Origin of the sequence: Streptomyces sp. NPDC048436, assembly GCF_043200355.1 — a bacterium.
Taxonomy (GTDB): Bacteria; Actinomycetota; Actinomycetes; order Streptomycetales; family Streptomycetaceae; genus Streptomyces.
Genome location: NZ_JBICXP010000011.1, coordinates 37,491 through 63,464 on the forward strand (window position 1 = coordinate 37,491; position 25,974 = coordinate 63,464).

Consider the following 25,974-nt stretch of genomic DNA (forward strand, 5'->3'; position numbering starts at 1 on the left):
CGTCCCCTAGCCGTGACCCGGGCGGGCCGCACTCTCGACAACGATGTCGGGGGCGTCGTCCCAAGGGCGCCAGTGGCCGGCGTCGTCGACGGTTCCGAGTTGCTGGTCGGCGAAGTGCACGCCGAAGCCGAAGACGCCGTCCTGGGCCAGGAATCGCACGAGTCGGCGGCGTGATGCCTCGGCCTGGGCCCGGTCGTGGTCGAGGACGACTTCCCAGTCGGGGTGCTGGATCTGGACGGGTGAGTGCATGGCGTCGCCGAAGGCGACGATCCGTCGGCCGTCGCCGGTGTCGAGGACCCATGCCGTGTGCCCGGGGGTGTGCCCCGGCAGCGCCCAGGCACGCACACCCTCGGCGATCTCCGTTCCGTCGGTGACGGCTGTGGTCCGTTCGCTCTGTCCGGCGAGCCGCGGGCCGTCGGCGGGGTCCAGGCCCGGCAGTTCTCCCGCCCCGACGATCCAGCGCGCGTTGGGGAACAGGCTGCGCGGATCGTCGACGGCGTCCGGCCGAGCCCATCCGGTGTGGTCGTCGTGCAGGTGGGTGAAGGCGACCGTCTCCAGCGTGGCGGGGTCGACGCCCAGGCGTTCCAGGTGATCGGGAAGGGTCTGCACGTGCTCGAAGCCGTGTTGGAAGTGCTCGGGGTCCTCGCCCGAGATGCGGCCGTGGCCGGCGTCGAGGAGCAGGCGCGTGCCGCCACGCTCGACGAGCAGCGCGCCGCACCCCATGGCCAGGTGGCCCGCGTCCGTCATGTGGGGACGGTGCGCCGTCCAGTCGTCTTCGGCGGAAGCGGGGTAGACCCGGCCCGGGATCATGTGGACACCGGCGTCCGGGACGTAGGTGATGGTGAGGTCGCCCAGAGTCCGTGTCCACAGGCCCGGCATCCGGCCCCCTGAATCGTCGGCGCAAGCATGCCGCGGGTGGGGGACGACGGTCTGCTCCGTGGTGGTCGTGTCCGTGCTGGTCATGGTGGGTTCCCTTCCCTGTACGTCTGTCGGGGTGGTGGTGGGGCGTGGTCCGCTCACGGTGTGAGCACGCGGACCGGGTCGCCGGAGGCGTAGGCGAGGATGTCGCCGAGTGCGTCGCGGTAGAAGATCTCGTAGGTGCCGGCGGTGACGTAGCCCAGGTGTGGGGTCAGGACGGTCCGCGGAGCGCTGTGCCACGGCGAGTCGGTCGGCAGTGGTTCGGTGAGGTGGACGTCCAGGGCGGCTCCGCCCAACGTTCCGGCGTGCAACGCGGCCAGCAGCGCCGGCTCGTCGACGACGGGCGCACGGGAGGTGTTGATCAGCAGCGCGTCCGGCCGCATGAGGGCGAGTTCGTCGGCGCCGATGAGGCCGATGAGGCCGATGGTGCGTGGCGAGAGTCTGACGTGGAGCGTCACCACGTCCGAGGTGGTCAGCAGTTCCCGCTTGCTGACGGAGGTGACACCCAGCACTTGCGCGTGCTCGGGATCGAGGTGGGCACTCCAGGCGACGACGTCCATGCCGAAGGCGACTCCGACCTGGGCCACGCGACTTCCCACACCGCCGAGGCCGACGACGCCCAGGCGGGCACCGCGCAGATCACGGCCCACGGTCCGTTGCCAGGCGCCTGCACGGAGGTCGCGGTCCTCGGCGGGGAGCGAGCGGGTCAGGGCGTGCGGCCGCCGCCGTGTCGATGGCCGCGTTGACCGGGCCCGTCGTCACCAGCAGGCGCAGGTTCGGCAGAGTGCGGCGATGACCTCCGCGGGACCGCCCAAGTGCTCGGAGAATTACGTGAGGTGGGCGCCTTCGGGCAGGGTGTCCCAGTCGGCGTAACGGTGTGCCGCGTGCTGGTGGTCGTCCAGGATCGCCACTCGGCGGATCTCAGGCATGAGCGGTTCCCTTGGCGTGTGCGTGTGCGTGTGCGTGAGCGTGTGCTTGTACGTGGTCCGCCTGGTCGTGGTCGTGGGCCGCGTCGGCGACGGACGTACGGGCCTCTTGGGCGTTTTCGTCCAGCGACTGGTCGGCGAGCGGTTCTGCCGGGCTCGGGCGGAGAAGTTCCAGGGACCAGATCGCGACGCCGATCAGGGCGATCACCGCGCCGAGCGCGGAGACTCCCGCCCAGCCCACGAGCGGGTACAGCGCGGCCGTCAGGGCGGATGAGACGGTACTTCCGGCGAACGCCGAGACCATGAGCGCTGTGGTGACCCGGCTGCGGGCATGCGGGATGCGGCGGTAGAGCACGCTCTGGTGGCTGATCAACAGCGCCTGCTGGGCCAGGTTGAGCGTCACGATGCCGACCATCAGCGCGCTGAGTCCGAGCGCCCCTCCCTGCCCGGCGAAGGCGAGTACGCCCCAACTGCCCGTCAGCACGATCAGCCCGCCGGTGGTCACTTGGCGGCCACGACCGCGGTCCGCCAGCCTGCCGGCCACCGACGCCGCGGCGGCCCCGATGACTCCGACCAGCCCGAACAGTCCGATGAGCGCAGGACCGTACTCGTAGGCGGGACCGGCCAGCAGGAATGACGAGGCGGTCCACAGGACCGTGAAGCCACCCATGCCGACCGCGGCCAGACCCATGCGCCTGCGCAGCAGCGACTCGGTGCGCACCAGCGTCACCACCGAGTGCAGCAACCGGGGGTAGGACGTCGTCGCGGTCGGCGGTACGGGAGGCAGAACCAGGCGCAGGGTGATCGCCAGTACCACCATGACGAACGCCGCGAAGACGAACACCAGCCGCCAGTCCCCGAATTCGGCCAGCGCCCCGGCAACGGTCCGCGCGAGCATGATGCCGATGAGCAGGCCGCTCATGACCGTGCCGACCACCGCGCCGCGTTCATGGTCGGCGGCCAACGAGGCGGCCATCGGCACCACGATCTGCGCCACGGCGGAGGTCACCCCGACCAGCGCGACCGAGGCGTACAGCGCACCCAGCGAAGGGGACGCCGCCACGCCGAGGAGGGCGACGGCGCTGAGAGCAAGCAACCCGCTCACCAGTCGGCGGCGTTCGAGTACGTCACCCAGGGGCACCAGCAGTGCCAGCGAGAGCGCGTAGCCGATCTGTGAGGCGGTGACGATCAGACCGCCGGCCCCTTCGGAGACCCCTAGCGCCTTGGAGAGCACGGGCAGCAACGGCTGCGCGTAGTAGATGTTCGCGACTGCGGCGCCGCACGTCACCGCCAGCAGAAGCACCATCGAGCGGCTCAGCGGGGAGTGGACGGCGGCGCCGTTCTCGCTGAATTCTGGATCGTTCATGCCGGAATACTTGTCCTGGCCGGGCGGCCCGGTCAAGCGATTACGGAACGATTGATCCATAAGTGACGAGGGTCACGCGCGAACCACCGGAGGCCGCTGATGCCCGGAGTTCGGGGCGGCTTGGCGTTTTGTGGAGCAGTTGGTCCAATATGGAAGACCGGGGAGTGTTCCCCGCAGGAGAACGCTCGTTTCGTCATGCAGGAGGTTCATGTGCCGTCCGCAGGCCGTCCCCGCACCTTCGACATGGAGGCGGTACTGGAGGCCGCGATGCTGCTGTTCTGGGAGCAGGGCTACGAAGCGACCTCGCTGGCACAGCTGCGAGCGGCCACCGGGCTGTCCTCCGCGAGCCTGTACGGCGCCTTCGGCTCGAAAGAAGGGCTGTTCAAGCAAGCCGTCGGGCACTACATGAAGGGGCCGGGCGGCGCCGTCGACGTCATCGAGGACGCGACGATCAGCCCGCGAGAGGCCGTGGCCGGCCTGCTGCACGGCTCGATCGACATGCAGGCCGACCTGTCCCACCCCTCCGGCTGTCTCATCGCCCTGTCCGGCACGATGCGGGCGCCAGGGGAGGAGCACGCCGGAGTGCGCGAGACCGTCGCGGCGCGGCGAGAAGCGGACCGGACGCGCATCAGGGCCTGCGTGGAGCGGGGCGTCGCCGCGGGTGAACTCGATACGGACGCCGACATCGACGGCGTGACGGCCATGGTCCACAGCTTTCTCCTGGGCCTCTCCACGCAGCTGCGCGACGGGGTGGCCGCAGCGACCCTGCACGCGGCGGTCGACGTACTGCTCGGCAACTGGAAGCGCGGCTAGTGGAGTTGGCCGTCGATGAGGGACTCAGCCGAGTCCGTGGATTCACCGGGAGCGGTCCGAACACCCCTGAGAAGGCGTGGCAGCGCTCCGTATTCGTGTCAGGTCGACCAGACGACCCGGCCGTTGTGCACGATGACCACCTTGGCATCGGCCCGGAGGACCAGTTGGGCACCCTCGTGGCCGTGGCTTCGTGAAGCCCAGATGGGGCGGTCGTCGGCGTTGTGGATGACGAGGTTGCCGTCCTTCTGGAAGATCGCCCGGTGGTTGTCACCGAAGGTCATGGACGCCCAGATGGGCTTGCCCTTCTCGTTGTAGACGACGAGATTGCCGTCGGTCTGCATGACCATGCGGACACGGTTGGTGGTCCACGCCTGCTTGACCTCCAGGACACTGGGCGCCGAAACGGTCTCGGTACTCCAATCCGGCTTCGGGGCTTTCTTGGGCTTGGGCTTGGGCTTGGAGGCGGGCTTCTTCTCGGGCGAGCTGCTCGCGCTGCGCTCCGGTGCGGGCGCCACGGTTCCGGGGGCGGCGGCCTTCGGGGCCTCGATCTTCTTCGGCTTCTTCTTGTGCGGGGACGAACTGGGCTTCTTGGCCTTGTAGTCGCCGAGGCCGGCCGGGTCGGGGCTCGGGTTGAGGACCGTGCCGGAGTCTCCCGCGGCCAGCTCCTTGCCGGTGCCCGGTGGCTCGTCGTCCTTCGCGCTGCCGACCAGCAGCAGCGGTATCGCGATCAGGGCGGCGCCGACGATCGCGGCAGCCGCCAGCACCGGCTTGCGGGGGCGTCCGCTGTCGACGCCGGTGCCTGTCTTGACGCCGGGTGGCGCCGTTTTGGCGGCCGCCGCCACGGCGGCGCGTTCCTCGGGCGTCTCGGTGGTCTCGGCCGGAGCGACCTCGGTCTCCTCGGCCGGGGTGGCGCCGGTCTCCGCCTCGGGGGCTGCGGCAGGGCTCGGTGTCTCCTTGTCCGGTGTGGCGGAGGGCGCCCTTTCATCTGGTGTGGCGGAGGTCGCCTTCTCGTCCGGTGCGGAGGGCGTATCAGGCGGTCCGGCCTCTCCTGCGCGGGGGGCGGCCGTCTCCGCGTTCGCGCCGGGGACGTGGTGCTGGGGGGACATGCGGTACTCCTCCTCGGTGGCGGAGCTTTCGGTGTGGGCACGGCACCGCGCGGCGGCAGGGCCGGCCGGCGCGCCGCGGATGTCGGGCGGGGTCGCGTCGAAGTGAGCCGGTTCGGCACGGTCGTTGACGCCGATCACCGTGTGGTCGGTCGTGGTGGCGGTCGCGGGCCGGTCCGACGCCTTCCGGGCTGCGAGGTCTTCCCGTACGGCCGTGGCCTGGACGTCCGGCCGGACCGCACTGCACGTCGGCGAGGGCCCAACTTAGCCCGTCACAAGGTCGACAGCCGCTCCTCGCCCCACAACGGCCCTCTCCCTTTGTCCCCCTGCGTCTCACTGCTCCCGGTAAATTCCCCACCCGGGCACCAAACGGGCACGCAAAACCCTGAAACGGACCTCTCGCCGCCCCCTACGGGAAAGGCACGTGTGGCATTCTGTTTGCGTCCCGACCTTGATCAAAGTCGGCGTGCGCGCCTATTGTCCGGCGCCCAAGGATTCGTACGGACCGAAGAGTTCAGGTGAAGATGCGGCCCGGAGAACGGCAAGAGGGCAGCCGTGATGCCCCGCCCGTGGTGTCCGGTGAATCCGGCGTCACCCCCGAGATACCCGAGGCCGTAAGGGCCGCTGCCCGCCAGGCGCCGGGACACTGGATCGGCGTGGTCGACCCGGAGTGGACCGAGGAGCGGACACCGCCGGAGTGGGCAGTACTGGGGGAGTGGCGGTCGGACGAGGGCGGGGGCGTGGGGGACTACCGCGCCAACCCGGCGTACCGTCCCTCGGCCCGGATGCTCGGCTGGCCGGAGCCCACCGACCCGGTGGACGCGGCGGCGCAGCGGGCCGCCACCGGCTACGGCTCGGTGGACGAGGCGCTCGCGGCGCTCGCCGAGGTGGAGATCACGGTGGTGCGCGGGCCGGACGGCGGGCCGCTCATGGCCGCCGGGCGGGACGGTGAGCCGGTGGTGCTGTCGTTCACCTCACCGGCACACGAGTTCATGTCCATGGCACTTCGTCATGACACGGTCCTGGCACGGGAGTTGGCCCGTTCACTGAGCGGTTCGGGCGCCCTGCTGATGGTCAACGCCGGGGCCGTGGCCCCCCTGCTCGTCCCGGCGGACCGTCTTCTCGACACAGCCCCTGAACTCCAGCTCGACATCGCAGGGAGGACCTCGTGACGCGTTCGGCCCAGCCGACCCCCAACACCCAGGGGGCTGAGACCGGTTCCGACGGCGAGGAGACGGCCGCGGCGGCCACCGTCGCCAAGAGCGAGTCTGAGCCGAAACCCGAGCCGAAGAGTGAGCCCGCCGCGCCTAAGAGCGAGCCCGAACCCGAGCCGAAGGCAGAGCCCGAGTCCGGTGCAGGGCCCGAAGCCGAGGGCGACCCCGGTGCCGCCGCGGCGGCCAAGAGCCGACTGCCCGCGCTTGTACGGACCGTGACCGCGACCGCGATCGACCGGCCGCAGCAGCGGACCGGGCCGGTGGGGCGGCCGGGAAGAGCGGTACTCGCCGGGGCCGCGGTCGCGGGGGCGCTACTCATCTCGGTGCCGTTGCTGACGCTCGGCGGGGACGACGACAAGGGCGGCAAGGCGCCGACGGCTGCGGGAACCGTCCTGGGCGGCGATAGGCAGGAGGCACCGGGCGAGTTCGCGCAGACCGAGCCCGACACCGGTTCCAAGGACGACGAGAAGGAGTCCGGCAAGCCGGAGAAGCAGAAGAAGCCGCAGAAGGAAGCCGCCTCGTCCGCCCCGGCGAAGGACGACGGCGAGAAGGACAAGCCGAAGGACGACGGCAAGAAGGCCCAGTCGCGGAAGCAGGGCAGCGAGAAGAAGTCCGGCGCGCAGAAGGACAAGCCCGCGCAGGCCGGGACTCCTGCCGTGACTCTCGGCCCCCCTGTCTCCCTGCGCAGTCACCTCTCGGGCCGCTGCATCGACGTACCGGGCAGCAACTTCACCGACGGCAAGCAGCTCCAGATGTGGGACTGCAACAACGCCGATGCGCAGAAGTTCCAGTTCGCCTCCGACGGCACCGTCCGCATCAAGGGCCTGTGCATGGACGTGGCCAACGCGAACTTCAACGACCGCTCCGCCATCCAGATCGCCCGGTGCAACGGCAACGACGCCCAGAAGTTCGCGCTGAACCCCAGCCACGATCTGGTCAACACCGTGGTCGGCAAGTGCGTCGACATCAACGGCAGCAACCGGAACAACCGGGCCCCTCTCGAACTGTGGGGCTGCACAGGCGCGGACAACCAGAAGTGGAGCGTCTGACCGGACGCCCCGAACCGGACGCCCCGAACCGGACGCCCGAACCGGACGCCTCGAACCGGACGCCCCGGACCGGGAGCAGATCAATCCCGATGCCCGGCCGTTCCCGCGGGCGAGGCATGATGGCACCGTCGGCTCGCCGACACGCGCCCCCGACGAGGGGGCGTCCCGCTGTAGACGCCGCCATGGCAAGGAGGTTGGTGCGTGTCGCGCCAGGTACTGACGGTCGGTCCGGGGAGCCAGGACCGCTACCGGACGATCGGTGAGGCACTCGTGGCCGCCCGGACCGGCGCGCTCATCAGCGTCCGGCCCGGGACGTACGCGGAGAACCTCGTGATCCACACCCGGGTCACCCTCACCGCCGCCGAGGGGCGGGGCACCGTGGAGATCCGGCCGCGCTCGGGCAGCGTGCTCGCGCTGCGCGCCGACGCCGTGATGCTCTCCGAGCTGACCCTGCGGGGCGGCGACGCCGAGCTGCCGGCCGTGGACGTGCGGCGCGGACAGGCCGCGCTCGACGGCTGCGAGGTCGTCGGCGCCGCCTGGACCGCGATGCTGGCCGGGGGCACCGGCTCCCTCGCGCTGCGCGACTGCCGGGTGAGCAACCCGCAGGGCGCGGGAGTCGTCGTCACCTCGACCACGCCCACCACCGTGGAGTCCTGCGACTTCGAGCACCTGGGCACCAGCGGCCTGGTCCTCGCGGAGGAGGGCGACGCGCGCGTCCGTGGCTGCACGGTGCGCGGCGCTCGCGGCAACGGCCTGCTCGCCAACGGCGAGGCCCGCGGCACCGTCGAGGACTGCGACTTCTCCTCCACCGACAAACCCTCCATCGCCCTGGAACAGAACTGCTCCCTCACGGTGGTCCGCACCGTGGTGCACGACACCAGCACCGGCGTGCACCTGAGCAGTACGGGACGTACGACGCTGGAGGACGTCCGTGTCACCGGCGCGTCAGGGAACGGGATAGCGCTGGCCGGGGGCACCGACCCGGTGCTGCGCCGCTGCCGGGTCTCGCGCACCCGTGGGCACGGCGTGCTGGTCACCGACCGGGCGCGCGGCACCTTCGAGGACTGCTGGGTGGACGGCGCGCAGGGCGCGGCCCTGCGGGTCGCGGGGGGCGCGTCCCCGGCGCTGACCGGCCTCACGGTTCGGGACTGCGACGGGACCGGGCTGCTCCTGGAAGAGGACTCGGCGCCCGAGCTCGACCGCCTGGAAGTGATAGGCGGCTCGCCGGCGATCGCGGTGCGCGGCGGCGCCAACCCCCTGTTGCGCAGGGCCCGTCTGGTGGAGCCCTCCGGTGACGGCATCGCGGCCACCAAGGACGCCCGTGGCCGCGCCGAGGACTGCGAGATCGTCCGGCCGAAGGGCGCGGGCGTGCGCGTGGCCTCCGGCAGCACCCTCTACCTGGCCGGGGGCGGGGTCTCCGACGCGGCCACCGGCGGCCTGGTCGTGGAGGACGGCGGCAGTGTCACCGTCCGCGACTTCCGCGTGGAGATATCCGGTGAGGAAGGGGTGGTCGTCGCCGCGGGCGGCGAGCTGACCGCCAACCGCACCACGGTCCACGCCCCGAAGAGCCATGGATTCCTGCTCCGTGAGGGCGCGCTCGCCTCGCTCAGCGGCTGCGAGGTCTCCGGTGGTGAGCAGGACGGCTTCCGTGTGGAGTCCACCGCGCCGGTCTCCCTGGTCAACTGCCTCGCCCGGGAGAACGCCGGCGGCGGTCTGGTGCAGACCGCGCCCGGCGATCGGCTCGCCGTGGAGGGCCTGAACAGCGTCGCCAACGGCAAGCGGGACGCCTGGGGCACCGGCAGCGCCGAGAACACCGACCCGGCAGGCTCCGGCTCCGGGGACGCACCCCCGCCGGACCGTGCGGACGGCCCGCTCGGCGCCCTCAACGCGCTGATCGGCCTGGAGAACGTCAAGCAGCAGGTGGGCACCCTGGTCAACCTGACCCAGCTCGCCCAGCGACGCGAGCAACTCGGCATGTCCGCCCCGCCGATGAGCCGGCACCTGATCTTCGCCGGGCCGCCCGGCACCGGCAAGACGACCGTCGCCCGCCTCTACGGGGCGATCCTGGCCGAACTGGGCTCGCTGCGCAGCGGGCACCTGGTGGAGGTCTCCCGCGCCGACCTGGTGGCGCAGGTCGTCGGAGGCACCGCGATCAAGACCACCGAGACCTTCCAGCGGGCGCTCGGCGGCGTGCTGTTCGTCGACGAGGCGTACACGCTCACCTCGGACAGCAACAACGGCGGCGCCGACTTCGGCCGCGAGGCGGTGGACACGCTGCTGAAGCTGATGGAGGACCACCGCGACGACGTGGTGGTGGTCGCGGCCGGTTACTCCCGCGAGATGGACTCCTTCCTCGGTTCCAACCCGGGACTGGCATCCCGCTTCTCACGGACCGTCGAGTTCGAGAACTACTCGGTGCCCGAACTGGTCGCGATCATGGAGAACATGTGCGCCCAGCACCAGTACGAGTTGGGCGAGGGCACCGCAGACGCGCTGGCAGCGCACTTCGAGGCGATCCCGCGGGACGCGGGCTTCGGCAACGGCCGTGCCGCGCGCGGGGTGTTCGAGGAGATGGTGGACAGACAGGCGGTCCGGCTCGCCACCCAGCAGCAGGTCGGCGAGAGCGACCTGCGGCTGCTGCTGCCCGAGGATGTTTCCACCACCGCCGCCGCTAAGGGCGCCGCGACCGCCGCCCCGGCCGACGATCCGCTGACCCGCCTCGGCGACATGGTGGGCCTTGCCGAGGTGAAGCGCGACGTCGCGGACCTGGTCAACCTCATCACCACAGCCCGCCACCGTGCCGCCGCCGGCCTTCCGGTGCCCTCGCTCAGCAACCACCTGGTCTTCACCGGCCCGCCCGGCACCGGCAAGACCACCGTCGCCCGTCTCTACGGCGAGATCCTGACCCAGCTCGGCATCCTCGACCGGGGCCAGCTGATCGAGGCGGCCCGCGCCGACCTGGTCGGCCGCTACATCGGCCACACCGCCCAGCTCACCCGCGAGGTCTTCGAACGGGCCCGCGGCGGCGTGCTGTTCATCGACGAGGCCTACACCCTCACCCCGCGCGGCGGCGGCGCCGACTTCGGCCAGGAGGCGGTGGACACGCTGCTGAAGCTGATGGAGGACCACCGCGACGAGGTGGTCGTCATCGTCGCCGGCTACACCGACGAGATGGAGCGCTTCCTCTCCTCCAACCCGGGCCTCTCCTCCCGCTTCCCGCGCCGGATCGGCTTCGCCGACTACTCGTCCGAGGAGCTGGTCACCATCGTGCGCGCCCAGTCCGCGGGCATGGGCTACGAGTGCGGTCCCGGCACCGGCCCGCTGCTCAGGGAGTACTTCGACTCGCTGCCCCGGGACCGTTCCTTCGGCAACGCCCGGCTGGCCCGCCAGGTGGTCGAGTCGATGGTCACGCGTCAGGCGAGGCGGATCAGTTCGCTGGCCGCGCCCACTCTTGACGACCTGCGCATCCTCGTCGCCGACGATGTCGTGGCCGCGGCTCCGAAGGCGACCCCCCGATGAGGCCGCCCGCCCGCGGGGCCACCCGACTGCTGTCCGGCGCCGGTCTCGCCGCCGCCCTGCTGCTGCCCGTGGCCGACCCGACCCAGGCGGCACCCTTCTCCCGGCCGACGACGGCCGACGGAAAGAAGGGCCAGGAACTGCCCGGTATGCCCTCCGTGCTCGACCCGGAGGACGAGAACACGGCCTGCACGCCCGCCTCCGGCGAGGAGGCGAAGAAGCAGGACTGGTCGCGTCAGCGCCTCGATCTGGACCGGCTGCACGGGTACAGCACCGGCGCGGGCGTGACCGTCGCCCTGATCAGCACCGGTGTCGCCCCCGGCGCCGCCGGGCTCAAGGGCAGGGTCACCGCCGAAGGCGCGGCCGGCGACGACTGCGTAGGCCACGGCACCTTCCTGGCCGGGCTCGTCGCCGGAAACGGCGGGGAGAACCCACGCCTGGCCGGGGTGGCCCCGGGCGCGAAGATCCTGGCCCTGCGCGGCACCGGTCGACGGGGACAGGCCAGTGCCGACCTGGTCGTACAGGCGCTGCGTGAGGCGACCGAGGCCCGGGCCGGAGTCATCGCGGTGGCGGTGGCCCTGCCGCGCCGTGACGCGGAGGTGACCCGCGCGGTCGCCGACGCCCGCCGTGCGGGCGCCGTGGTGATTGCCGCGGCCACCCCGGACCCGCCCCTGCGCGGCACCGAGGAGGCCACGTCCCGCACCTACTGGCCTGCCGGTGAACCCGGTGTCGTCTCGGTCGCCGACATGCTCCCCGGCGGCGTCCGCCCGGACGGCTCCCTGCCCACCAGCGGCATCGACCTGGTGGCTCCCGGCGCAGGCGTGGTCTCCGTCGGCCCGCGCGGCGGCGGCCACTATCTCGGCGCCGGCGCCTCGGTGGCCGCCGCCCAGGCAGCCGGGGCCGCAGCGGTGGCCCGCGCCACCCACCCCGGCGAATCGCCCAAGGCCATCGAGCGCCGCCTGACCGCCACCGCCTACCCCGCGGACATCCCTCAGTTGGATGCCTATGCCGCCGCCACGACGGTCCTCGGCGACCTGGGCGCCGCCACCGGCGCCAGGCGCGCCGCCGAACCCGTGACCGTCCGTGACACCTCGGCCGCCGACCGCGCGACCGGCCGCGCCACCCTCTTCGTGCTGCTCGGCTCCGCCGCCGTCCTCGCCGTCCTCTGGGGCGCCTTCGCGCTTCCCAGGGCCCGCAGAAGAGGGTGGCGTCCGGCCGAGGGCTGAGCCGGACGGGCAGCGGGGGCCACCTGTGGTGACCCCCGCTGTCTCGCCCGTACCGCGCGTCGGTTCAGCCGCCCTGCCCCTCGTACCCCTCCACCAGCGCCGTCTGCATCAGACGCTCCCGGCGCCGGGCGATGTGGATGGCCCGGCCCGGCGGAAGGTTGCGTGGTTTGGCGTTGCCGAAGAGGCGGCCTTCGGTGGGCGGGCAGGACAGCAGGACCGCAGGGTTGTTGGCCTCGTCGAGACGGCGCAGCAGAGCGTCACTGAGACCGCGTCCCGCGCCCATGGCACTGCGGGCGACGACGAGGTGGAGGCCCGTCTCGAAGCCCAGGGTCAGATGCTCGAAGAGAGGCTCGAAGGGACTCTGGAAGGAGTTGCCGGAGACCATGTCGTAGTCGTCGACCAGGATGAAGAGACGAGGCCCTGTCCACCAGTCGCACTGACGCATGCGGCCGGGTGCGATGTCGGCGCCGGGGACGCGGGTCTTCATCGCGCGGGCCGCGCCCTCGACGGTCTCCTTGAGGTTGTCCAGGGAGATCACGTGCCCGATGCGGTACTCCTCAGGAACGGTGTCCACCAGAGTGCGGCGGAAGTCCACCGCGATGATCTTCGCCTCGCTGGGCGCGTAGCGGGTGGTGATGCCCTGGGTGACGCGGCGCAGCAGGTTCGTCTTGCCGCTCTCGGTGTCGCCGACCACGATCAGGTGCGGGGTCCGGCTGAAGTCGTGCCAGACCGGTTCCAGGGCGTCCTGGTCGATGCCGAGCGGGAGGCGCATGCCGCCGCCCTCGGTGGCTTCGGGCGCGGGGAGTTCGGCGAGCGGAAGCCGGTGCGGCAGCATCCGTACCTGCGGGGCGGGCGCTCCCGACCAGTGCCGGGAGATCTCGGCGACCAGATGGGCGACGCCGTCGCCGAGATCCTCCAGGGAGCCGCTCCCGTCGATGCGGGGCAGGCCCGCGAGGAAGTGCATCTTGCTGTCGGCGGTGATGCCGCGGCCGCCGGTGCGCGGCACCGAGCGGGCCTTGCGGGTGTCGATCTCGGAGTCCATCGGATCACCCATCCGCAGTTCGAGGCGAGTGGCGGCCTGGTCACGGACCTGGGCCGAAAGCTCCACCCAGCGGGTGGTGGTGATGATCAGGTGGATGCCGTAGTTGAGGCCACGGGCGGCGAGTTCGTTGAACTTCGGTATCAGATCGTCGTAGTCCTGACGGACCGTGGACCAGCCGTCGATCACCATGAACACGTCGCCGAAGGGCTCGTCGGGGAACTCGCCCGCGGCTCGGCGCCGGCGGTAGGACTGCATCGAGTCGAGGGTGTGGTCGACGAAGAACTGCTCACGGCGGGCGAGCAGCGTCATCACCTCGGCGACGGCCCGGTGCACCCGCTCCGGATTGAGCCGCGCCGCGACACCGCCGACGTGCGGAAGACCGGCGAGCTGCGAGAGCCCGCCGCCGCCGAAGTCGAGGCAGTAGAACTGGATCTCGGCGGGGGTGTGAGTGAGGGCGAGAGCGCCGATCAGCGTACGGGCGAGGGTGGACTTGCCGCTCTGCGAACCGCCCGCGATGGCGACATGGCCGCCCGCCCCGGACAGGTCCACGATCAGCGGGTCGCGGCGCTGATCGAAGGGCTTGTCCACCAGGCCGACCGGGACCCGTAGCCTGCCGGTGCCCGACCAGCCGTCAGCGGTGAGGCCGCGCCCGGTGACGGGGGCGACGCCGGGCAGCAGGGCGTCCAGCGGCGACGGTTCGTCCAGCGGCGGCAGCCACACCTGGTGGGCGGCGGGGCCTGAGTCGCGCAGCCTGTCGAGAGCCACGTCGAGCAGGGTCTCATCGGCGCCGTTCTCCTCGGCCTGCGGCTCCGGTTCGGGCGCGGCCTCCAGGGTGCGCGGCACCACCCAGCCGCTGGTCCACGGCACCACCTGACTGGCCACCCGGGCCTGTACCACCGCGCCGGTGCGGCGCTGGTAGGTGCCGGAGGAGTAGGCGGCGCGGAGCCGGGTCAGGGCCTCCACGCCGGACTTCAGGAAGCCGCTGCCGGGCTGAGCGGGCAGCTGGTAGGCGTCCGGCACTCCGAGGACGCCCCGGCTCTCCATGGCGGAGAAGGTGCGCAGACCGACGCGGTACGAGAGATGGCTCTCCAACTGGTGCATGCGCCCCTCGTCCAGGCGCTGTGACGCGAGCAGCAGGTGCACGCCCAGGGAACGGCCGAGGCGGCCGATCATCACGAACAGGTCCATGAACTCCCGGTGCGCGGAGAGGAGCTCACTGAACTCGTCGACCACCACGAACAGACTGGGCAGCGGGGCGAGATCGGCTCCGGCGGCGCGGGCCCGCTCGTACTCCAGGGCGGAGGTGTAGTTGCCCGCGGAGCGCAGCAGCTCCTGCCGGCGCATGAGTTCGCCGTGCAGGGCGTCCTGCATGCGTTCCACCAGAGCGACCTCGTCGGCGAGGTTGGTGATGACGGCGGAGGTGTGGGGGAGCTCCTCAAGGCCGAGGAACGTGGCGCCACCCTTGAAGTCGACGAGGATGAAGTTGAGGGTTTCGGAGGAGTTGGTCAGGGCGAGGCCCAGGACGAGCGTACGCAGGAGTTCGCTCTTGCCGGAGCCGGTGGCGCCGATGAGCATGCCGTGCGGGCCCATGCCTCCCTGCGCGGACTCCTTGATGTCGAGTTCCACCGGACGGCCGTCCACACCGACCGCGATCGGCACCCGCAGCCGGGCGGAGCCGGTGTTGCGGTCGAAGAGGGTCTGCGGGTCGTGCCGGTGCAGGTCGGGGATGCCGAGCAGGGTGGTCAACTCGACGTCGCTGTCCAGTGGTTGCGCGATGTCGCTGCCCAGGCTGATCCGGCGGCTGGTGAGCAGCCGGGCCAGTGACTCGGCGCCGTGCGGGCCGAGCCGGTCGGGCCTGCCGAGCGGCACGGAGCGCTCCTTGCGGCTGCGGTCGGTGCGTACCAGGCTCACCTGGTCGGGTCCGGCGGTCAGCCGCAGCGTGTTGCGGCCGGGGCGCCAGCGCAGCGCTCCGGAGACATCGAGGACCAGGGCGTTGCGGTAGCCGTGCCCCTCCCAGCGGTGCCCTTCGGGGACGGTGACGCCGTCCAGGACGACGATGGTGTACGGCTCCTCACGGCCGGGGCGTGCGTCCGGGTCGAAGCCGGGGCGCTCGGCGAACTCCGCGCCGAGCAAATCGTCCAGCTCGGTGAGGTCGGCGGTGATCCGGCGGACCTGCCCTGCGCCGTCCTCCTCGTACGGGTGCAGCGTGTGCGGCAGCCACTTGGCCCACTCCCAGTCGGGCCGCCGCTCGTCGCTGACGCAGAAGGCGATCCACAGCTCCTCGGGCGCGTGGAACACGGCGAGTTGGCCGAGCATGGCGCGGACCAGGGCGCGTACGGCTTCGGTGGCGGCTTCGTCGTCAGGGGTCTCTTCCGCGCGCAGCAGGACCCGGGCGGAGGAGCGCAGGTAGAGGCCGAGAGGCTGCTCGGGGATCGTGGAGTAGGCGCGGATGAAGCGGCGCAGGGCGTGCGCGCAGAGGGGTTCGAGGTCCTCCACCGGGCGGGTGGATACGGGATTCAGGGCGAGCGCGAGCTGCTGTTCGCCGACCGCGAGGCGGATCTCCCCGAAGTCCTCGTCGGCCGGGCGGCGTTCCCACAGCCGTGACGTGCGGGCCAGTGAGCGCAGCGAGGCGGGCTCCGGGTGGCGCCAGGCGAGGGCCCGCTGCTGCTCCACGATGGTGGTCCGCACCCGCTTGCGGGTCTGCGCCAAGTAGCGGAGGTAGTCGCGGCGTTCGCCCTTCAGGCGCTGCTTGCGCTCGCTGGAGCGGCGCATCAGCTGGCCAAGGAGCATGGCACCGGCGGAGAGCGCCATGACGCCCATCGCCAGATACATGAAGACGCCGTTCCCGCCGCCGGGACGCAGGAACATCAGCATCATCGACACCGACATGAGCGCCATCGGCAAATAAGTCCATATAGCCGAGGTGTCCGGAACGGTCTCGGCGAGGACCGGCGGCTCCTGAAGGGTCAATTGCCCTTCGGGCATCTCAGGTCCGCGTCTGCGGGCCGGCCGGCGAAACAGCACCACACTCAAGGAACAGAACCTCCGATTTCACGGGCTTTTCGGCCCGCAGCGAATACCGGGGCACTCGGCGGCGGGAAAGACCGCACCGCGCTCATTCTCCGGGTCCCGCGTGACGTGGTGAACGCCGGGTGAATGCTTCGGGTGGATAGCGGGGGTCGGACAACTCCCCTGATGGACAACTCTCTTCCGGGCAATGGGTCCGGTCCGCAGCACGACCCGGTGGGCGTAGGCAGTAGTCTGCATTCACGGAACGCGACCTGTCCACGCGGGGAGGTGTTCGCGGGTCGCGCGGACGTAATTACCCTGCCCGGCACCCTCGTTCCTGGCCGCGCGGGTCTTCCGTACTATTCGCACGTCCCCACTCCCGGGCAAGTCGCCCCGACTCCCGGGGAAGTCCTCCTGACAAAGCCCCCACGGAAGACGAGAGTTCAGCTGATGACCGACACTGCGGTGGCCGAACTGTGCCGCCTGACCGTACGTGCGCCGAGCGTGTCCGTCGATCTGGCCGTCCCCGCCGATGTGCCGGTCGCCGATCTCCTGCCCACGCTCCTTCGCTACGTCGGCGAGGAGGGCGAGGAGGCCGGGCTCGACCACGCGGGCTGGGTGCTCCAGCGGCTCGGTGACCTCCCGCTCGACGAGGAGGCCACCCTGGCCCGCGCCGGGCTCACCGACGGCGACGTGCTCTACCTGCGCCCGCACACCGAGGCGTTGCCCGAGGCGCGGCTCGACGACCTGGTGGACGGGATAGCCGACACCGCGGGCCGGCGGTTGCACACGTGGCATCCCGGGGCGGCCCGCGGGCTCCTGGTGGGTACCGCGGCGGCGACCGTGGTGGCCGCCCTCCTGCTGGTGATATGGCCCGGCGTGACCGACTCCGGCTCCCTCAGGGCCCTCTGCGCCGCCATGGCCGGGCTGCTGCTGCTCGCGGGCGCCGGCTCGGCCAGCCGCGCGGTCGGCGACCGCCTCTCGGCGACCGCGCTGGGCCTGCTGGTCGCGCCGTGCCTGGCCCTGGCCGGCTGGCTGCTGCCCGGCGGCGAGCTGAGCGGCCCGGACGCGGCGCGGATCGCGGGGGCGCGCCTGCTCGCCGCGGGCGCGGCCGGTGCGGGTGGCGCGGTCCTCGCGCTCGCCGCCACCGCGGTCGGCGCCCCGGCCCTCCTGGCCACCGCGCTGGTCTCGGTGGCGACCGCGATCGCCGGATCCCTGGTGGGCTACTCCGGCCTGGGCGCCTCGGCCGCGGTGGCACTGGTGGCGGGGGTGGTCACGCTCGCCGCCGGAGCGGTGGCACCCTTCGCCTTCAAGCTGGCCGGCCTGCGGCTGCCCGCGCTGCCGTCCACCGCCGGCCAGCTCCAGGAGGGCATCGAGCCCTATGCGGGCGACGAGGTCGCCGCGCGCACCGAGTTGGCCGGACGCTGGGTCACCGCGCTCTTCGCCGCCACAGGCGCCATCGCCGCGGCGGCCCTGGTCGTACTCACCCAGAGCCCGAGCCTGCCCGAGGTGCTGACCACCCTCGTACTGAGCCTGCTGCTGCTCCTGCACTGCCGCGGCCTTGTCCACATCGGGCAGCGGCTGACTCTGGCCATCCCCGGCGTCTGGGGGCTGCTGCTGCTCGCCCGCGCCTGGGCGGTCGACAGCGATGGCGACGGCCGCTTGGTGGTGTTCGCGGTGCTGTTCGCCGCCGCCGCCGGCCTCGTGGTCGCCGCCTGGACCGTGCCCGGCCGCCGGGTGCTGCCCTACTGGGGCCGTGCGGCGGAGCTCACGCACACCCTCTTCGCCGTGGCGCTGCTGCCGCTCAGTCTCTGGGTGGCAGGGCTGTTCGGCTGGCTGCGCGGCCTGTTCGGCTGAGCACGCCCGCACAACCCGCGTACCGGCATACCCACGCACCCGCACACCACCGGGTCCCGGAGAAGGAGTCGTAAGACAGGCCGTGCAGTCCAAACGAGACCAGGTACACGCCCACAGTTTCATGATGGGCAGGCTCAGTTCGGGCCTGCTGACGGCCGATCCGGACGCCCCGGAGAGCCCCCTCGGGCGCACCACCCGCGGGGTGGTCTTCGGCGTCCTTGTGACCGTCCTGATCGGCGCGATCGCCGTCGTATACGGCCTGCTGCGCCCGGGCGGGAACGACAGCTGGCGCGACGGCAAGCACCTGGTGGTCAACAGCGACACCGGCGCCCGCTATCTGTGGACCGACACCGACGGCGTCCTGCACCCGGTGCGCAACTACGCGTCGGCGCGGCTGATCGGGGGCTCCGACCTGGCGGCCGTCGACGTCCGCACCGCCTCGTTGGAGGACGTTCCGGTGGGCAACCCGGTCGGCATCCCCGGCGCTCCGGACACCGTGCCCGGGCCCGGCCAACTCGACGCCGGTGCCTGGCACATGTGCGTCACAGGGCCGGGCGGGGCGCTCCCCGACACCTCCGGCGCCGCGGCGGACACCGGGGTGGGCAAGCCCGGGGCCACCAGCGTGGTGGCCGGCGCTCCGCTGGACTCCCGTGACGTCGGGAGCGACCGCGGTGTGCTGGTACGCGGCCCGGACGGCACCGAGTACCTGGTGTGGCGGGGCAGCAGGCTGGCCCTCGACCGCGCGTCCGACGCCCGTAACGCGCTCGGTTACGGCTCCCAGCAGCCGATGCCGGTCTCGGCGGCCTTTCTCGACGCGCTGGCACCCGGCCCCGCCCTGAGCCCGCCAGAGGTGCCGGACCGCGGCGAGGAGGGTCCCGAACTCGGGGGCGAGGCCAGCCGGATCGGCCAGCTCTTCAAGGTCAGCGTGCCCGGCGGGGGCAGCACGTACTACCTGCTGCGCAAGGACGGCACAGTGCCGCTGACCCGGCTCGGCGCCGCTCTGGTCCTCGGCGACCCGGCCACCCAGAAGGACGCCTACCAGGGGAAGTCGCCCGAGGTGCGCACGGTCGGTGCGGCCGTACTGCGCGAGCACCGGGCGAAGAAGCCGGGCGCCGCCGCGTCCGCGGAGCTGCCGGACGCGCCGCCGGCCCCGCAGTCCGCGGCGCGCGGCACCGCGCTCTGCGCACAGGTGGACGGCGGCGACGGCGGCGCCCGGATCCGGTCGGTGCTTGTCCCGCTGACCCGGCTCGCTCCGGTCGCGGTGTCGGACGGCACCGCCCAGCCGCTGAGCCCGGCCTGCGTCCCCACCGACGCCACGGTCGTACGACCCGGACACGGCGCCTTGGTACGGGCCCTGCACGCGAGCGGCGCCGCGCACGCCGGGACCACCTATCTGGTCGCGGAGAACGGTGTGAAGTACCGCGTCTCGGCCAAGGACTCGCTGAAAGCACTCGGGTACGAGGCCGCGGACATCGGCTCGGTCCCGGCACCGCTCCTTGCGGCTCTCCCGACCGGTGCGGACCTCGACCCGGCCGCGGCGTCCGGCGCCGCCAAGCCCAAGGTGACGGCTCCGGCGTGCGCGGCCGCCGGCGCGCACAAGTCGAGTACCGCGCCCCGCAGTTGACACAACATACGTATTCGGGCAAGGCGTACATAGCGCGCCTAAGAAAAGGAAGGGGATGATCGCGGGGAAAAGCAGCGCCGAATCCTGCCCGGGAGGTGTGAATTCGGCGAGGACAGCGGCGTCTGCACGACGCCGCGCGACTCCCGTATACGCGCGCGAAGCTCAGAAAAAGCTCAGATGTTCAGGCCCCCCCTTGCCGGTGCAATTCCATGGGCGCGGCCTGAAATGGAGCTTTCTCGCTGCCCGTTCGGACTCTTCGCATGCCCGCCTTCCGCCCGTTTCGCGAGCCGCTCGCCCGACGGTCCACATCGCGCTTCCCCAGCCGGTCCGGCGTATGTCTTCATCTCGCCGCAATCCATCGACAACTCCGTTGCCATACGGCCGAATTCCGCCGGGCGGCCGATGCTCGGAACTTCCCCGGTCGCGTTGCGCGGAACACCGGGTTCTCTCTAGCCTCAGCGGGGAACGGTGCGATGAACGCGCCTGAGTGAAAGGAGCGCGACATGCCGGACAGCGCCGCAAGGAAAGCGGATTATGCCAAGGGCTTGGGAGGCGTCTCCTCCTTGGAGTCGGCCCGGAACCAGGTCGAGAAGGTTCAGAACAACGTCGCCGAGATCGCCGCGCGTTCGGGCGTCGGCGGCGACGAGGGCCAGGCCCTGCTGAAGCTCTTCCGCAGCTGGAACAGCGAGGCGCAGAAGGTCGTCGTACAGATCAGCACGATGGTCGACGCGCTCCAGGAGAACGTGACCTCCGCCAACCGTCTGGCGAAGGAGAACCAGGACTTGACCGAGGTTCTGAACAGCAAGACCAGCCAGGGTGTCTTCGAAGCACTGAGCTGACCCCACCGCGGTACCGGCCCCCTTCCGTGCGGCCGGATTGCGTGAGCTTCCCGGGCCTGGCGCCCGGCTTTCGAGAGGAGACGTCATGGCCGACGGCATCATCGACCTGCAATACCCCAAGGTCCAGCACGCCATCGAGGAGTTGATGGAGCAGACCCAGCTGATCATCACGACCCTCAACAACCTGGAGGACGAGCTGAGGCCGCTCGTCACCTCCTGGGAGGGCGCGGACCAGGAGAAGTACCGTGAGGTCCAGGCGGAGTGGGACCAGGCCACCAAGAACATGGCCCGGCTCCTCGGTGACAACGGCGAGCTGATCCGGTCCATCCACGACAACCACTCCCGCGACGAGCGCAAGAGCGCCGACAACTGGGGCGGCGTGCGGGCCCGCTAGATCCTTCCGGAGTACGTCACCGGGCAGGCAGGAGTCTTTGGACGTGCCCGGTGCGCCCACCCGGCACAAGGGCCCGTCCACCGGTCCGGCGGCCGTCCGTACCCGCGACGCCCGCCGGACCACCCCGTGCCCCCGCCCGGCACCGAGCAGCAGGAGAACGTCCCATGGCTGGTGAGAAGGCCGACGTCAAGCACTTTGACCTCAAGCAGATGGAGAACTTCCGGGACAACGAGGTGCACCCGGTGTACACCGCCGCCAAGAAGCACCGCGAAGAGGGCACATCCGACTCCCGTCCGCTCGGCGACCTCATCGACGGGCACACCACCGCGGACAACCTCGACCAGGACAAGCAGCTTCTGCGCGTCGGCAAGATGACCAAGGACCCCCTGGTCTCGGGGCCGAAGCTGATCGAGGACATCCGCACCGCGGCCGAGGCCATCGACACGCTGCTCGGTGACCAGATGGACCTGTTCAAAGAGCTGAAGGAAGCGCTCACCGACACCATCGACGAGGCCAACAAGACCAAGGACAAGAACCTGGACGCGATCGACGCCAAGACGCTGCTCCAGACCTTCGAAGAGGTCGACACACTCACCTCCGGCACCTCCGGCGGCACCGGCAGCTCGGACGACGACGACTCCTGAGCCGACTGAGAAACATCCGGCCGCGCACCCGTACGAGGACGTGGCGCGCCGGCACGGACGACAACCGACTAGAAAGGGTGCCCGGTGGCCACAGGGTACGACGAGAATTCCGGCGGTTACCTGGCATTTGCCACGTTGTTCGGCGGTCCCGCGGACCACGCGACGGACACATGGGCCACCCTGGTCACCCACATCACCGGGTATCCGGTGCCGGACCGTGCCACCGTCTTCGACACACTCCGCTCCGACCAGGGCGGCAAGCTCTTTCGGATGGACTTCCAGGAGCGTGGCCTCAGCACCATCAAGGAATCCGGCCTTGGGATGAACGCGGGCGAGGACTACGACATCTGGTTCTTCGATCGCGGTGACAAGTACGTGATCAAGCAGGCCAGGATCGTCTTCGAGGGCCGCGTGAAATCCGGCGACGAGGTCATCTTCGCCTCTCCCGACTCCGACAACGTGGAAGACGCGAAGGTCCGGGAAGGCAGCGAGTTCACGGACTACAACAAGGACAAGATGAGCACCGTCGCGCTCGCCCGGTACATGAACGGGCCGCGGGCGGCGCTCATGGCCCTGCTCGACGGCAGCACGGCACACGCCCGGTTCAGCGACCTGGGCGTCCCCGACTCCGACGTGGTGGACCTGACCTCCTTCGACGCCGCGGGGCGTTCCTTCGACTACGCCGCGAAGTTCTTCAAGGACCAGGCGCCGGTACTGAAGGAATGGGAGGACCGCTTCGGCGGGGACGACGCGAGCTGGAAGGGCGAGGCGGCGAACGTCTTCCGCGAGTTGCTGAAGAAGATCCGCGAGAACTACGACAACTACGTCGAGACCTTCAACTCCACGACGGGAACCGGCAGCGAGACCGGCACCGGCAACACGGTGTACTCGCGCGCCCTTTCACTGGGCCGCAAGTATCTGGAGGATTCCGCCAGAACGCTGCTCGAAGCGTGGCTGGACTGGGCCCAGTCCCCGTACTACGACCCGCATCAGGTGCTGCGCTACGTCCTGGACGACCTCGCCCGGTGGGTGGACCGGGAAAACGTCGCCAAGACGGATATCCAGTCGACCTCCAGCGCGTACTCGTACGTCATCAGCCACCAGCCACGGGACGGCTTCAGCCAGACCCACCCGGAGTACGGCGACCTCACCGACATGGCGAGCTGGGCCAAGGTCGGTGACAAGGCCGTCAAGACCTGGAACCAAGGCGTCGACATGTACCTGCGCAATGCCGCGGCCAAGGTGCAGTCCAACCTCAACAACCACTTCCTCGACCTCGGCGACGACTTCTCGGACAACGTGCCCAAGCCGAAGTCGACCAGCACCGCCGCGTCGGACTACGCGGACAAGAAGGCGGAGGACGCGCAGGCCGCGGCCGACAAGGCCGCCGCTGATGCCGCCGCGGGCGCGAAGAAGGCGGCTGACGATGCGGCAAAGCAGGCCGCGGATGACAAGGCCTACAACGAGAAGCTGCGGGACGAGGCGAACAAGCAGCGCGAGGACGACAGGGCGTACCAGGAGGAGCTGCGGGACGAGGCGAACAAGCAGCGTGAGGACGACAAGGCGTACGCGGAGAAACTGCGCGCGGAGCAGACCGCGGCGGCGGAGGAGGCCAAGGCTGAGGCCGACGCACAGAGCAAGGCCTTGACGGAGAGCCTCGGCGGCGTCAACGGTCCTGGCGGGGGTGGCCTCAACGGTCCCGGCGGGGGTGAGGGCAACGGTCAGAACCTCAACCTCGACGACCTACTGAACCCGGGCAACCAGAACAACGCGAACAACCCGGTCACCGAGAGCCTTGGCAGCCTCGGCGGCGTGAACAGTCCTGGTGGCGAGGGTGGTCTGAACAGCCCGGGAGGCGAGGGCGGTCTGAACAGCCCTGGTGGCGACGGGCAGCAGCCCGCCACCGTGCCCCCGGCCATCCAGAGCCTTGGCAGCCTCGGAGGGCTCAACAGCGGTGCGGGTACGCCCCTCAAAAGCCCGACCGGCGGCAGCACCCGACTCAACGACGACAAGGTCACCAGCGGCTTCCCGGACGGCAGCAGCACCGCCTTCGACCCCGACAGCGGCACGCTCACCACCACCCGTCCGGACGGCTCGACCACCACGCAGAACCTGGGCGACGGCACCAAGGTGACGAACCCGGACGGCTCGGTGACCTCGCTGGGGGACGACGGCAAGCTGACCACCACCTTTCCCGACGGCACCGTCCAGAGCGTCGACCCCACTACCGGCCAGGCGGTCAACACCGCCCCGGACGGCACCACCACCACCGAGAACCTCGGCAACCTGGGCAACCTCAACGGCGGGAACGGCGGGAACGGCGCGGGGGGCCTGGGCGACCTAGGCGACATCAACTCGCATATGGACACCGAGTCGATCGGTGACCTGGGCGACCTCGGGAACCTCAACAGCCAACAGACCGGCCTGGAGACCCCGACCGGCGGTCACACCTCGCTCGAAGGCGGCGACTTCGCCACCACGTACGCGGACGGAAGCAAGGGCAGCTTCGACCCGGACAACGGGATGTTCACCTCCACCGTCCCGGATGGCACCACGACGCTGACCGACCTGACCCACGGGGCGAAGGTGACCAACCCGGACGGTTCCGTCACCGCTCTCGACAACGGTATGCCGACCACCACCTTCCCGGACGGCAGCAAGCAGGTCATCGACCCGGACACCGGTATCGCCACCGTCACCGACCCGCAGGGTGACACCAGGACGATCGACCTGCACGACCTCAACTCGGCAGGGAACAAGGGCGGCTTCGACCTCCCCAACGGCCTGGGCGGAGGCGGTGGCGGGGGCGGCATCACCACCCAGGACGTGTCCCTGCCCGATCTGGGCAGCGGCGCCGGCCACAGCGTGGGTACCGGTGGCGGCGTGGGTTCCGTCGGTGGCGGCGGAGGCCTCTCCGGGGAGGGCTCCTCGCTGGACGGCCTCGGCGGGGGCGGGGCTGCTGCCCCCCTCTCGGACTCCACCTCCACTTCCCCCTCCACTTCCGCGGGAAGCCCGATCGCTCCCGCCGCCGGGGCCGGCACACCCGGAGCCCCCGGCACGCCCGGATCGCCCGGCATGCCGATGGGCGGAGGCATGGGCGGCATGGGTGGTGGGGGCGGCGAGAAGGGCAACGGCGAGCGGGTGCGCGCCGTATTGGTCGACGCGGTGGAGGAGAGCGAGCGACGCAATCGCCGAAGGCGCAGCTCGTGGAACCGCCAAGAGGACAGCGATACCTTCCTGGCGCCGGCCGCCCGGGTGGCGACCACCGGCGGCGACAACTCCGAAGGGGAGGCGGAGCCCGGCCGTAGGTCCACCACCTCCGCCGACTATCTGGAGGAGGACGCCGACGTATGGGGAACCGAGGAGGGCGGGACCCCGGCCGTCATCGGCCGATGACGGCCGGAGCCCCGGTGCGACCACCGCGGAGAGACGAATCCCATGTGGTCCCCGCTTCCGTAACGGACCCTCACCAGGCAAGATCAAGTGCGCAGTTGATGTACGTGCGGCAGGAACCGGACAGGCGCGGACCGAGCCCGGGCCTGCGGGGATGCCGAGGCGGAAGGGAGGCGTGGGCCTGATGGAACCGTTGGAGAAGCGTCTGGAGAAGGCGATGGCCGAACTCCGGACGGCCCAGGAGGCGATCGCGCGGACCGAGCGCGAGCTGCGGGAGTCGTCGTTCGCCGTGCTCTCATCCGACCGCGCGGTCCGCGCAACCGTGGGCCCGCAGGGCGAGTTGACAGGGATCGACTTCCTGGAGAACAAGTACCGCGACATGTCACCCCAGGAGCTGGCCGCCAGCGTCCTCGAGGCGGCGAACGCCGCGCGCCTGAAGATGAACCGCCATGTGATGAAGGCGATGGCGCCCTTCGCCGAGCCCAGCAGCGACGTGCCCGAGCTGAAGGGCTTCGAGATGGACTGGGAGCGCATCTTCGGTCCCGATGTGCTCCGCGAGGACAACGAGGGCACGGCACGCGGCGCTCAGCCGTCCCCTGCCTGGCGGGACGCGCTCGGCGAGGACGGGGAGAACTGACCATGGGAGAGCGGTACTACGTCGACCCGCAGCGCATCGAGGCCCTGGCGGCGCAGCTGGAGGAGATCGGCTCCCTGGCCAGGAGCATGACCGAGGAGTTCCTCGACGAGCTGGCTCCGACGGTCAAGTGGCCCGGCACGAGCGGCGATTTCGCGGAGAAGGCCAAGCCGCAGGAGCAGAAGGAGCGGCAGACCACCAAGGACACCATGCTCTCCATCCGCGACGCGCTGACGGGCATCACCGATGCCACGGTCAGCCAGGTCCGCATGATGAAGGGCACCCGCGACCGCAACATCGAGGACATCGAGAAGAGCAACAGCCGCCTCGACGCCGATGGGCTGGACGGCGGCGCGGGCGGGCATGGGCGCCGCTGACCACCGCACCGCAGTCCGCACCCGCACTTG

18 protein-coding genes are annotated in these 25,974 nt (G+C 71.0%); 13 read left to right on the forward strand and 5 right to left on the reverse strand.

Translation table 11 applies throughout. The features are described 5' to 3' along the window. Positions 1 to 6: 6 nt before the first annotated feature. The 3 genes from ACGFX9_RS30565 to ACGFX9_RS30575 form a co-directional block, all read right to left on the reverse strand. Positions 7 to 963 (reverse strand): MBL fold metallo-hydrolase, encoded by a 957-nt coding sequence (locus ACGFX9_RS30565; RefSeq protein WP_393479770.1) that lies wholly within the window; start codon positions 961 to 963, stop codon positions 7 to 9. 53 nt (positions 964 to 1,016) lie between these two features. Further along, entirely contained in the window at positions 1,017 to 1,628 is a 612-nt protein-coding gene (locus ACGFX9_RS30570; protein ID WP_393480417.1) for an NAD(P)-dependent oxidoreductase, read from the reverse strand. A 211-nt stretch (positions 1,629 to 1,839) separates the two neighbouring features. After that, positions 1,840 to 3,210 carry an MFS transporter gene (locus tag ACGFX9_RS30575; RefSeq protein ID WP_393479774.1) on the reverse strand — a complete coding sequence of 457 codons (1,371 nt, stop codon included), beginning with the start codon at positions 3,208 to 3,210 and terminating at the stop codon, positions 1,840 to 1,842. A 210-nt stretch (positions 3,211 to 3,420) separates the two neighbouring features. On the opposite strand from ACGFX9_RS30575, the gene ACGFX9_RS30580 reads away from it, so the two are divergent. Further along, positions 3,421 to 4,023, forward strand: coding sequence for a TetR/AcrR family transcriptional regulator (locus ACGFX9_RS30580; RefSeq protein WP_393479779.1), 603 nt, complete (start codon positions 3,421 to 3,423; stop codon positions 4,021 to 4,023). A gap of 98 nt (positions 4,024 to 4,121) precedes the next feature. Here ACGFX9_RS30580 and ACGFX9_RS30585 read toward each other — a convergent pair whose 3' ends face one another. Continuing rightward, complete coding sequence (locus ACGFX9_RS30585) at positions 4,122 to 5,129, reverse strand: mannose-binding protein (protein ID WP_393479784.1); 1,008 nt, start codon at positions 5,127 to 5,129, stop codon at positions 4,122 to 4,124. A 521-nt stretch (positions 5,130 to 5,650) separates the two neighbouring features. Here ACGFX9_RS30585 and ACGFX9_RS30590 point away from each other — a divergent pair. From ACGFX9_RS30590 to ACGFX9_RS30605, 4 genes are all read left to right on the forward strand, one after another. Then, positions 5,651 to 6,298: a type VII secretion system-associated protein gene (locus ACGFX9_RS30590; protein ID WP_393480422.1), complete on the forward strand. Its 648-nt coding sequence runs from the start codon at positions 5,651 to 5,653 to the stop codon at positions 6,296 to 6,298. Further along, positions 6,295 to 7,389, forward strand: coding sequence for a ricin-type beta-trefoil lectin domain protein (locus ACGFX9_RS30595; RefSeq protein WP_393479789.1), 1,095 nt, complete (start codon positions 6,295 to 6,297; stop codon positions 7,387 to 7,389). The genes ACGFX9_RS30590 and ACGFX9_RS30595 overlap by 4 nt, the downstream gene beginning before the upstream one ends. Before the next feature lie 201 nt (positions 7,390 to 7,590). Further along, positions 7,591 to 10,908, forward strand: a complete 3,318-nt coding sequence (locus ACGFX9_RS30600) for a right-handed parallel beta-helix repeat-containing protein (protein ID WP_393479794.1) — start codon at positions 7,591 to 7,593, stop codon at positions 10,906 to 10,908. Then, the gene (locus ACGFX9_RS30605) at positions 10,905 to 12,131 is read left to right on the forward strand and encodes a S8 family serine peptidase (protein WP_393479800.1); all 1,227 of its coding nucleotides are present in this window, start codon (positions 10,905 to 10,907) and stop codon (positions 12,129 to 12,131) included. The genes ACGFX9_RS30600 and ACGFX9_RS30605 overlap by 4 nt, the downstream gene beginning before the upstream one ends. Before the next feature lie 64 nt (positions 12,132 to 12,195). On the opposite strand, the gene eccCa is transcribed toward ACGFX9_RS30605, so the two are convergent. Then, entirely contained in the window at positions 12,196 to 16,158 is a 3,963-nt protein-coding gene (gene eccCa, locus ACGFX9_RS30610; RefSeq protein ID WP_393479805.1) for a type VII secretion protein EccCa, read from the reverse strand. Between the two features lie 474 nt (positions 16,159 to 16,632). Here eccCa and eccD point away from each other — a divergent pair, with 474 nt between their 5' ends. The 8 genes from eccD (at position 16,633) to ACGFX9_RS30650 (ending at position 25,944) form a co-directional block, all read left to right on the forward strand. Further along, positions 16,633 to 18,039 (forward strand): type VII secretion integral membrane protein EccD, encoded by a 1,407-nt coding sequence (gene eccD, locus ACGFX9_RS30615; protein ID WP_393479808.1) that lies wholly within the window; start codon positions 16,633 to 16,635, stop codon positions 18,037 to 18,039. 82 nt (positions 18,040 to 18,121) lie between these two features. After that, positions 18,122 to 19,663, forward strand: coding sequence for a type VII secretion protein EccB (gene eccB / locus ACGFX9_RS30620; RefSeq protein ID WP_393479814.1), 1,542 nt, complete (start codon positions 18,122 to 18,124; stop codon positions 19,661 to 19,663). A gap of 503 nt (positions 19,664 to 20,166) precedes the next feature. Then, positions 20,167 to 20,502, forward strand: a complete 336-nt coding sequence (locus ACGFX9_RS30625; RefSeq protein WP_393479819.1) for a hypothetical protein — start codon at positions 20,167 to 20,169, stop codon at positions 20,500 to 20,502. A gap of 85 nt (positions 20,503 to 20,587) precedes the next feature. Continuing rightward, a complete protein-coding gene (locus ACGFX9_RS30630; RefSeq protein ID WP_393479823.1) occupies positions 20,588 to 20,896 on the forward strand; it encodes a WXG100 family type VII secretion target in 309 nt (102 codons plus the stop codon). Positions 20,897 to 21,060: 164 nt separating this feature from the next. Continuing rightward, the gene (locus ACGFX9_RS30635) at positions 21,061 to 21,540 is read left to right on the forward strand and encodes a type VII secretion system-associated protein (protein WP_393479826.1); all 480 of its coding nucleotides are present in this window, start codon (positions 21,061 to 21,063) and stop codon (positions 21,538 to 21,540) included. Between the two features lie 84 nt (positions 21,541 to 21,624). Next, positions 21,625 to 24,936, forward strand: coding sequence for an AAWKG family protein (locus tag ACGFX9_RS30640; protein WP_393479830.1), 3,312 nt, complete (start codon positions 21,625 to 21,627; stop codon positions 24,934 to 24,936). A gap of 178 nt (positions 24,937 to 25,114) precedes the next feature. Continuing rightward, complete coding sequence (locus ACGFX9_RS30645; RefSeq protein WP_393480427.1) at positions 25,115 to 25,570, forward strand: YbaB/EbfC family nucleoid-associated protein; 456 nt, start codon at positions 25,115 to 25,117, stop codon at positions 25,568 to 25,570. A gap of 2 nt (positions 25,571 to 25,572) precedes the next feature. Then, positions 25,573 to 25,944 carry a hypothetical protein gene (locus ACGFX9_RS30650; RefSeq protein WP_393479833.1) on the forward strand — a complete coding sequence of 124 codons (372 nt, stop codon included), beginning with the start codon at positions 25,573 to 25,575 and terminating at the stop codon, positions 25,942 to 25,944. Positions 25,945 to 25,974 lie beyond the last annotated feature (30 nt).

Bases quoted from the DNA above. Each gene is read 5' to 3' on its own strand.
- eccCa (WP_393479805.1), bottom strand. From the start codon at position 16,158: ATGCCCGAAGGGCAATTGACCCTTCAGGAGCCGCCGGTCCTCGCCGAG.
- ACGFX9_RS30630 (WP_393479823.1), top strand. From the start codon at position 20,588: ATGGCCGACGGCATCATCGACCTGCAATACCCCAAGGTCCAGCACGCC.
- ACGFX9_RS30565 (WP_393479770.1), bottom strand. From the start codon at position 963: ATGACCAGCACGGACACGACCACCACGGAGCAGACCGTCGTCCCCCAC.
- ACGFX9_RS30585 (WP_393479784.1), bottom strand. From the start codon at position 5,129: ATGTCCCCCCAGCACCACGTCCCCGGCGCGAACGCGGAGACGGCCGCC.
- ACGFX9_RS30650 (WP_393479833.1), top strand. From the start codon at position 25,573: ATGGGAGAGCGGTACTACGTCGACCCGCAGCGCATCGAGGCCCTGGCG.
- ACGFX9_RS30575 (WP_393479774.1), bottom strand. From the start codon at position 3,210: ATGAACGATCCAGAATTCAGCGAGAACGGCGCCGCCGTCCACTCCCCG.
- ACGFX9_RS30635 (WP_393479826.1), top strand. From the start codon at position 21,061: ATGGCTGGTGAGAAGGCCGACGTCAAGCACTTTGACCTCAAGCAGATG.
- eccD (WP_393479808.1), top strand. From the start codon at position 16,633: ATGACCGACACTGCGGTGGCCGAACTGTGCCGCCTGACCGTACGTGCG.
- ACGFX9_RS30605 (WP_393479800.1), top strand. From the start codon at position 10,905: ATGAGGCCGCCCGCCCGCGGGGCCACCCGACTGCTGTCCGGCGCCGGT.
- ACGFX9_RS30625 (WP_393479819.1), top strand. From the start codon at position 20,167: ATGCCGGACAGCGCCGCAAGGAAAGCGGATTATGCCAAGGGCTTGGGA.
- ACGFX9_RS30590 (WP_393480422.1), top strand. From the start codon at position 5,651: ATGCGGCCCGGAGAACGGCAAGAGGGCAGCCGTGATGCCCCGCCCGTG.